Genomic DNA, 8,442 nt, shown 5'->3' on the forward strand with positions numbered 1-8,442 from the left:
CCCTATCACTGCCGATACCCTCGGGACATGCCTACTCTTCTAGTCGTCCACCATTCCCCGACCCCGCTCCTGCAGGAGGTCTTAAGTCACGCGCTCGAGGGCGCCAACGATCCCGCGCTAGAGGGCGTGGATGTCAAGGTTGTCGAGGCTCTCGACGCCACCATTGACGACCTGACCAGCGCCGACGCCATCCTGCTCGGTACCTCCGCCAACTTCGGCTACATCTCCGGCGCGCTCAAGCACTTCTTCGACACCACCTTCCGGGAGGCACAGGAAGTTACCAAGGGGCTGCCATTTTCCTACTGGATCCGCGGCGGCTTCGACACCACCGGCGCGGAAAACGCCATGAAAACCATCACGACCGGCTACAAGTGGGAGCTTGCGGCCGAACCCGTCGTGTTCGTCGGTTCGCTTGACGACGACATCTCCGACCGCCTGGTAAATCTCGGTGGCACCATGGCTGCCCAAATTTTGGGCTGATTGAAGATTTAGTGTCGAGGCCGTGAAATAATGGCCGGGTGAATGATTCAGGGGCACAAGGGTCGCAAGTGACGTCATCAAGCGAGAAAAACCGCAAGCCCATGATGAGTCTGCTGGGGCCTGCTTTTGTGGCGGCGATTGCCTACGTGGACCCCGGAAATGTGGCTGCGAACCTGTCCGCGGGCGCGAGCTATGGGTATCTGCTGCTGTGGGTGTTGGTGGTGTCCAACCTCATGGCGATGGTTGTGCAGTACCTGTCGGCGAAGTACGGCCTGGTGACGGGGCGGTCGCTGACCGAAGGTGTCGCCGACCGCTTCGGTTCGAACCGGCCGGGGCGGCTGGCGTACTGGGTGCAGGCCGAGATTGTGGCGGCAGCGACGGATGTGGCGGAAATTATTGGTGGCGCCACGGCGCTGTACCTGCTCTTTGGGACGCCGATGCTGCTTGGCGGTGTCATTGTTGGCGTGGTCTCGCTGGGGCTGTTGTTGCTTCAGGGTGGGCGTTCGCAACGCACTTTTGAGGGCGTGATTGTGGCGTTCCTGCTGGTCATTACGGTGGGGTTCCTGGCCGGGCTGTTTGTCACGGGCCTGAGTCTCGGGGAGATGGCCAGCGGAATTCTGCCGCGCTTCCAAGGCGCGCACACCGTGGTGCTGGCGGCATCCATGCTGGGTGCGACCGTGATGCCGCATGCGGTCTACCTGCACTCCGGGCTGGTGCGCGACCGCGAGTACAAGGTGGAAGATGACTCCTCGCTGCGCCAGCACCTGCGGGCCACGCGCCTCGATGTCTTCGGTGCCCTCGTGCTGGCTGGGTCGGTGAATATCGGCATGCTGTGTCTGGCGGCCGAAGCGCTTCCGGGAGTGGAGGGGACTGACTCCATCGAAGGTGCCCACGCCGCCGTGACCAGCGTGCTTGGCCCCGTGGTGGGCGTGCTCTTCGGCGTTGGGTTGTTGGCCTCCGGGCTGGCGTCGTCCTCCGTCGGTTGCTACGCCGGCGACCTGATTATGCGCGACCTACTGAAAGTGCACGTGCCGATGCTGGTGCGCCGCATAGTCACCATCATCCCGGCGCTGCTCATTATCGCCAGCGGCGTGGAGCCGACGTGGGCGCTGGTGCTCAGCCAGGTGGTGCTGTCGATTGGCATCCCGTTTGCGCTGGTCCCGCTGGTGAATATGACCTCCTCGCGTGCCGAGATGGGCATCTGGGCCAACACCCCACTACTGCGCCGGGTCGCGTGGGTTATCTGCGGGCTCATCATCGCGCTCAACGTGGCGCTGGTGGTCCTGGTGCTGACGGGGAAGGGGTAGCTTCCGGGAGTGGCGGGGTGGGGCCTCGTCGTAAAGCGTGCGGGAGATGGTAGACAAAGCTGTCTAGTTGGTGTTAGGGTGGGCGGCACGATCACAAGATATCGACGAGAAATGGCCTTTGACAGCGTCGATAGGCAACCGCCCGATTCGCGGACCCGGTGCCCCAAAGGAAGATCAGCCCCACAGACCGCCTGCGGGGAAGAGCGAATAGGAGCGCCAAATGCACACCACAATAAGCGACGTCCACATCATCCATCTCAGCCGTCACACCGCTGACCTTCTCGTCGACGGCCGACCCGTCGCCATCCGGCTGCAAGAAGCCGACATCGACCCCCACTCTCGGAATCTCGTCCAACTACCCGTCGACCCCGCCTTCTACGCCACCCTCCGCGGCCAACAACGCGCCGACTACCTCAGCGCCCACGTCCGCGACGGCGTACGCTACGGCCGCATACTCTGGCACGAGCTTGACGACGGTCGCCACTTCCTCACCATCCCCACCATTGGCGGCTACCACGTGCACCAGGTCTTTGAGGTCCGCCGCAGCCGCGAAGGAGTGTGGAGCCGGCACTGAGCTGCTGGTTTCGTGAGCATGCCTGGCGTGATGAGCGTGGCGCGGATGCGCGCGGGAACCTCTCCGCCTAGCCTTGGGCTATGCAGGTACGAGACTCCGCAACACCCCCGTTCTGGCCCACCGAAGGCGAAGGCGACTTCTACACCGACGCCGCCGCGGCCGTCGACCGGCTCACCGAAATCCACCGGGCAGGAATGGCCTACCTAGTCGAGCAGTACACCGCCGCCACCGAAGGAAATTCCGGGAGTGGGCCGGTGCGCGCCTACTACCCCGAACTACGCTTCACCGTCCCGGCCGGCAGCGCCGTCGAGGATGTCGACCCCTCCCTGTCACACGGCTTCGTCGACCGTCCGGGAGTGTATGCCACCACCATCACCCGCCCGGTGATGTTCCGCACCTACCTCATCGAGCAAATTACCGACCTGCTCGCCAACCACGGCGGCGAAGTCGAGGTGCGCGTCTCCGACCAGCCCATCCCACTCCGGATGTGCCGCGGATTCGACGCGGCCGCCGAGGAAGCGGCGGGGAGGGAAGGGGCGTCGGCAAGCATGCTGGCGGCAGTGGAGAAGACGTTTACCCCCATCGACTCCGCCAGCATCGACGACACCATCGCCGACGGTGAAGCCGACTACCTGGGCCTGCTCATCAAACCTTTGAGCCTCTTTACCGCCCAGCGCATCGACCTCGCCCTCCAGCGCCTCGAGCACTACACCGGGTCGCACGCCGCAAACATCCAGCGCTTCGTGCTATTTACCAACTACCAGCTGCACACGGACGTGTTCCTCGAATACGCCGCCACCCTCACTCCCGGAAATCCGCACGGGTACACGGCGCTGGCGTGCCCGGGTGGGAAGCGCTACGACATCGGCGCCATCCCCACTCCCGGAATTTGCCGTCAGCACGCGCACGCCTCGCAGATGCCGGCGTACCACCTGCTTCGCGACGACCAATGCGGCATCACCATCATCGACATCGGCGTCGGCCCCTCCAATGCCAAAACCATCACCGACTGCCTCGCCGTCACGCGCCCGCACTGCTGGATGATGGTCGGACACTGCGCCGGTCTCGACGGCCGCATGCGCATCGGCGACATGATTCTCGCCAACGGCTACGACCGCGCCGACGGAGTCCTCGACAACTACGTGCCCCTGGAAAAACCCATCCCGCCAATTGCGGAAATTCAGCTCGCCGTCACCAACGCGCTCGCCCGCGTCTCCGGACTCACCGGCGATGAGCTGAAAAAGCGCCTACGCACCGGCACCGTACTGTCGACCTCCGACCGCAACTGGGAGTGGCGCTCCCAGACCGACCTCTACCGAGAGCTGCAGAAATCCACCGCCATCGGCGTCGAAATGGAATCCGCCACCATCGCCGCCAACGGCTACCGCTTCCGCGTGCCCTACGGCGCGTTGCTCAGCGTCTCCGACATGCCGCTGCACGACAAACCCAAACTCCCGAAATCCGCCCGCGAGTTCTACCAGTCCTCCAAGGAAGAGCACCTCATGGCCGCCGTGCGCGCGTGCGAGGACATGGCCGCCGCTCCCGACACCCTCCACTCCCGGAAGTTGCGACGGCCGGTGGGAGAGGTCGCGTTCCGGTAGGGCACTTTCGGGAGTGCGTCGTCAAGCCCGTTTGTGCAGATTGTGCATGCTTTACGACGGCTGTGGACAACGCCAAAAAGCGATTGAAGCCGCCCACTCCCGGAAACTAGCCTTAGCCCCATGACGACATTGGGACTGCTCAGCGCGCTGGCGACACGGGGGATTGACGTGCTCGCCGACCTGCGCGCCGCACTCCCGGAAAAATCCACCGGGCACCGGGAGTTGGCAGCCAGCATCGGCTTCGACCCCTTCCGCCTCAAGCGCCTGCTGCGCTGTGCCGAGCGGCTGTTCGGCACGGTCGAGGGCGATATGGATGTCGAATCCCGCGACAAAGCCGTCGCGATCGCCCGGGAGCTGAAGCTGTCGCTGGACACGGTCATGCAGATCGACAAGCGCTCCGGGCAGCTCAACAACGTCGAAATCCGGGAGTACTACCGCCTGGACTTCACCCGCGCTGCCGCGGCCTACGACTTCGAGGGCCTCGACACCTACATGCGCACCAAGGTCAAGGAGCTCAACCGCACCGACGAGCCGCCGCAGCACCTGCGCGCCCACGTCTCCCGGAATCCGGACATCCGCGGGATGAAGCATCTGCAGGTCACCGGTCCGGCGAACATGATTGACGACCTGGTCGCGCCGCTGACCGTGCGCGCAGCTGAAATCGCCAAAGCGCACGAGGATTACACCCGGGATCGGTGTGTCGGTCAGGCGCTGGCAGAACGCCTGGCACACGGGTCGGAGGGGCCGCTTGACGACGTCGACAAGCTCCGTTACCAGCCCGCGCTCATCGTAACCGCGCAAGACATCGTGGAGTACAGTCCGCGGTTTGCGGCGACCTCCAACGGCTCCGTCCTCACTCCCGGACAATTCGTCGAGGCATTGCTCGCGGACACCGGCTGGGTGCTGGTCTACGACGAGCACAACACGCCGACCGACCTACTCCCGATACACAACCCGCGCCTGGCGACGGAGGAACAGCGCATCGCGATGATCCTCGACAACCCCATCTGCGCGTGGCCCGGGTGCCCGCGCCCCGCCCACGCCGGGCAGGCCCATCACCTGGTCGCCAGGAAAAACGGCGGCGCCACGACTATGGAAAACATGGTCATGACCTGCAAAGAACATAACGCCGCCAACGATGACGACAGGCAAGGCCTCAACGGGCACCTCGAGCGTGACGACGGCTCCGGCGCGGTCTACCGCCACCCGCCGTCTCTGCACGCGCCGCCCGAATTCAACCTTGCCTTCCCGACAGCTCTCGCGGGGCGGGCCTACTCGGGCTACCGTCAGCGCGAATAGCTTTACAGATATACCCATAGGGGGTATATATTGGGGTATGGCTAATCAAACTTTTACTGTTACTGGCATGACATGCGGACACTGCGAGGCATCGGTGCGGGAGGAAGTCTCTGAACTCCCGGGAATCACTGATGTCCAGGTTGACCGCTCCCGGAATTTCCTTTCCGTGACCTCGGATGCAGACATTGACACCGCTGCCGTAATCGCAGCAGTGGATGAAGCTGGCTACAAGGCGGTCGCAAACTAAACCCCCAAAGAGGAAAGCGGATGTCTGAGCAGCAACTTCTCACCCTTGATATCCCCGTCGGCGGGATGACGTGTGCGTCGTGCGCAAACCGTATCCAACGCAAGCTGAACAAACTTGATGGCGTTAACGCGAGCGTGAACTATGCGACCGAGAAGGCGCATGTGGAGGCGCCGGCGGACATCAACCCGCAGCAACTGATCGACACAATCGTGGCAGCGGGGTACACCGCTGAGCTTCCGCAGGAGGAGCCCGAACAGGAACCGGGTGCTGCTCCCGAAGGGAAAGACCGGGAGCTGGAAGACCTGCGCAACCGAGTCATCGGCGCTGTCATCCTCACTGCTCCCGTCATCGCAATGTCGATGATTCCTGCCCTCCAGTTCACTAATTGGCAGTGGCTGTGTCTCACGCTCTCGGCGCCGGTCTTTGTGTGGGCCGGCTGGCCGTTCCACCGCGCGACACTGAAGAATCTGCGTCATGGCGAGGTCACCATGGACACGCTGATCACTATGGGGACGACCGCTTCGTTCCTCTGGAGTGTGTGGGCGTTGTTCTTCGGGCGTGCCGGGCTGCCGGGGCTCAAGCACGAGTTCCACTTCACGGTCACTCCTGGTGATGCCGATATGAACATCTACCTCGAGGCGATGGCCGGCATCATCATGTTTGTGCTGATTGGTCGTTACTTCGAGAAGCGCTCCAAGCGCAACGCCGGTCAGGCACTCCGGGAGTTGATGAAGCTTGGCGCCAAGGATGTCTCCGTTCTCGAAAGTTCGGGAGTGGAGAAGCGGCTGCCCGTGGAACAGCTCCGTCCGGGAGTGGTGTTCGTCGTTAGGCCTGGTGAGAAGATCGCGACGGACGGCGTTGTCGTGGAGGGCGCGTCGGCGGTGGATGCGTCGATGCTGACCGGCGAACCGATGCCTGTCGAGGTCGGCCCTGGCGATGAGGTGACGGGAGCGACAATCAATACGTCAGGGCGGCTGCTCGTGCGGGCGACGCGCGTGGGCTCGGAGACGCAGTTGGCGCAGATGGCGGCGATGGTCGAGGCGGCGCAGACGGGTAAGGCGCCGGTGCAGCGGCTGGCGGATCGGGTTTCGGGAGTGTTCGTGCCCGCCGTCATCGTGATCGCCGCGGTCACGCTGGGCGCGTGGTTGTTTACGGGGCACGGCGCGAGTGAGGCGGTCACGGCCGCGGTCGCCGTGCTCATCATCGCGTGCCCGTGTGCGCTTGGCTTAGCGACGCCCACAGCGCTCCTGGTCGGCACGAGTGAAGGCGCCAAGGCTGGTGTGCTGCTGCGTGGCCCGGAGGTGCTGGAGTCGGCGCGGAAGGTCGCCACGGTTGTGCTGGATAAGACCGGCACGGTGACTACGGGTGTGATGGAGTTGACGGAGGTCCCTCCCACTCCCGAAAATCTGCTGCCGCTTGCCGCTTCGGTGGAGGCGGCGTCGCACCACCCGATTGCGCAGGCTATTGTGCGTGCGGCGGATCCGGATTCTCTACTCCCGGTTTCGGATTTCCGGGATATTCCGGGAGTGGGGGTTGAAGGCACCGTGGATGGCCACCGCATCGAGGTCGGCCGCTCCGGGGAAAATTCCGGGAGTGGGGGGACGGTGGTTGCGGTGCGCCGCGACGGCGAGCTCCTGGGCACGTTGGAGGTGTCGGATTCGGTGAAGCCGACGTCGGCGGCTGCGGTCGCGAAATTCCGGGAGTGGGGGGTGCGGCCGATTCTGCTGACCGGCGACGCCGCCGGCCCGGCGTTTCGGGTCGCAGATGAGGTCGGTATTGCTCGCGAGGATGTGATTTCGGGAGTGATGCCGGAGGATAAGGTCGCGACGATTGAGAAGTTGCAGGCTGGCGGCGCGTGTGTGGCGATGGTCGGCGATGGCATCAATGATGCTGCGGCTCTTGCGCAGGCGGATTTGGGCATGGCGATGGGCACGGGCACCGATGTGGCGATGGAGGCTGCGGATATCACGCTGGTGCGTGGTGATCTGTTGGCGGCTGCGGATGCGCTGCGGTTGTCACGCCGGACGCTCCGCACGATTCGTTCGAATCTTTTTTGGGCGTTTTTCTACAACGTTTTGGCAATTCCTGTCGCCGCGCTGGGGTTGTTGAATCCGATGTTGGCTGGCGCTGCGATGGCGTTTTCGTCGGTTTTTGTGGTCGGCAACAGTCTGCGTCTGCGCGGTTTTTCTCCGAGTCAACCAGCTATTCAAAAAGGAGTAACTCATGAGTGAGTCTTGTTGTTCGTCGCAATCGCATTCGCTTGACGACGATTCTTGCTGCCATGACACCACTGATCCCGGTTATCTCGTGGAGAAGCGGCGTTATGAATCCCGTATCCGTCGCATTGAGGGGCAGGTTCGTGGCATTGGTCGGATGATTGAGAACGAAGAGTACTGTATCGATGTTTTGACCCAGATTTCGGCGGTGAATTCGGCGTTGAAGTCGTTGGCGTTAACTCTTCTGGATGCTCACCTCCATCACTGTGTGGTGCATGCGGCTGAGGGCGGCCCGGAGGAGTTGGACGCCAAGCTGGAGGAGGCCTCGGCGGCGATTGCTCGGCTGGCTAAGTAACTCCCGGAAAAATTCCGGGAGTGGGGGGCGAAACAGCAGTCGGCAGTCGGCAGTCGGCAGCCGGAGTTGGTTGCTGTTGGTTGCACCGGTTGCGCGGAAGTGTCGCTTAAATGCCTCGTTTTCCCTGGTAGGGGGCGCGTTTTGGGAAAATGGGGTTTGTTGGGTAGTCTTTAACGACGTTGGAGGATTCGACTAGCGGCCTATGTCACACGCCTGGAACGCGTGCGGGAGTCACATCCCTCGTGGGTTCAAATCCCACATCCTCCGCAGAGTGAAAACCCCCGGTTTACGCCGGGGGTTTTCTTGTATTTATGCAGGTGAGTGGATTTGCGGGTTAAGTAAAGAAAAGTGTGTCTTTTCCGG

General features: G+C 63.1%; 8 protein-coding genes, 1 tRNA gene and 1 riboswitch. All 9 genes read left to right on the forward strand.

Annotated elements, in window-relative coordinates; genetic code table 11:
* The first annotated feature begins 27 nt into the window (after positions 1-27).
* The 9 genes from HMPREF2878_RS01215 to HMPREF2878_RS01255 all read left to right on the forward strand — a co-directional run bounded on the left by HMPREF2878_RS01215 (position 28) and on the right by HMPREF2878_RS01255 (position 8,346).
* The gene (locus HMPREF2878_RS01215) at positions 28-480 is read left to right on the forward strand and encodes a flavodoxin family protein (protein WP_016421860.1); all 453 of its coding nucleotides are present in this window, start codon (positions 28-30) and stop codon (positions 478-480) included.
* Positions 481-548: 68 nt separating this feature from the next.
* Complete coding sequence (locus HMPREF2878_RS01220; RefSeq protein WP_070652710.1) at positions 549-1,787, forward strand: Nramp family divalent metal transporter; 1,239 nt, start codon at positions 549-551, stop codon at positions 1,785-1,787.
* 89 nt (positions 1,788-1,876) lie between these two features.
* A riboswitch (SAM riboswitch) is annotated at positions 1,877-1,997 on the forward strand.
* Positions 1,998-2,007: 10 nt separating this feature from the next.
* Positions 2,008-2,361: a hypothetical protein gene (locus HMPREF2878_RS01225; RefSeq protein WP_016421862.1), complete on the forward strand. Its 354-nt coding sequence runs from the start codon at positions 2,008-2,010 to the stop codon at positions 2,359-2,361.
* A gap of 80 nt (positions 2,362-2,441) precedes the next feature.
* On the forward strand, positions 2,442-3,962 hold the full coding sequence (locus HMPREF2878_RS01230; RefSeq protein ID WP_070652711.1) for an AMP nucleosidase: 1,521 nt from the start codon (positions 2,442-2,444) through the stop codon (positions 3,960-3,962).
* 120 nt (positions 3,963-4,082) lie between these two features.
* Positions 4,083-5,261 (forward strand): HNH endonuclease signature motif containing protein, encoded by a 1,179-nt coding sequence (locus HMPREF2878_RS01235; protein WP_070652712.1) that lies wholly within the window; start codon positions 4,083-4,085, stop codon positions 5,259-5,261.
* Positions 5,262-5,298: 37 nt separating this feature from the next.
* Complete coding sequence (locus HMPREF2878_RS01240; protein WP_049172422.1) at positions 5,299-5,508, forward strand: heavy-metal-associated domain-containing protein; 210 nt, start codon at positions 5,299-5,301, stop codon at positions 5,506-5,508.
* Between the two features lie 20 nt (positions 5,509-5,528).
* Positions 5,529-7,739, forward strand: a complete 2,211-nt coding sequence (locus HMPREF2878_RS01245; protein ID WP_070652713.1) for a heavy metal translocating P-type ATPase — start codon at positions 5,529-5,531, stop codon at positions 7,737-7,739.
* Positions 7,732-8,079: a metal-sensitive transcriptional regulator gene (locus HMPREF2878_RS01250; RefSeq protein ID WP_065421667.1), complete on the forward strand. Its 348-nt coding sequence runs from the start codon at positions 7,732-7,734 to the stop codon at positions 8,077-8,079. Before HMPREF2878_RS01245 ends, HMPREF2878_RS01250 begins: the two co-directional genes overlap by 8 nt.
* Before the next feature lie 181 nt (positions 8,080-8,260).
* Positions 8,261-8,346: transfer RNA gene (locus HMPREF2878_RS01255), tRNA-Ser, on the forward strand.
* Positions 8,347-8,442: the final 96 nt, after the last annotated feature.

This window comes from Corynebacterium sp. HMSC065H09 (genome assembly GCF_001812845.1).
Lineage (GTDB): Bacteria > Actinomycetota > Actinomycetes > Mycobacteriales > Mycobacteriaceae > Corynebacterium > Corynebacterium jeikeium_D.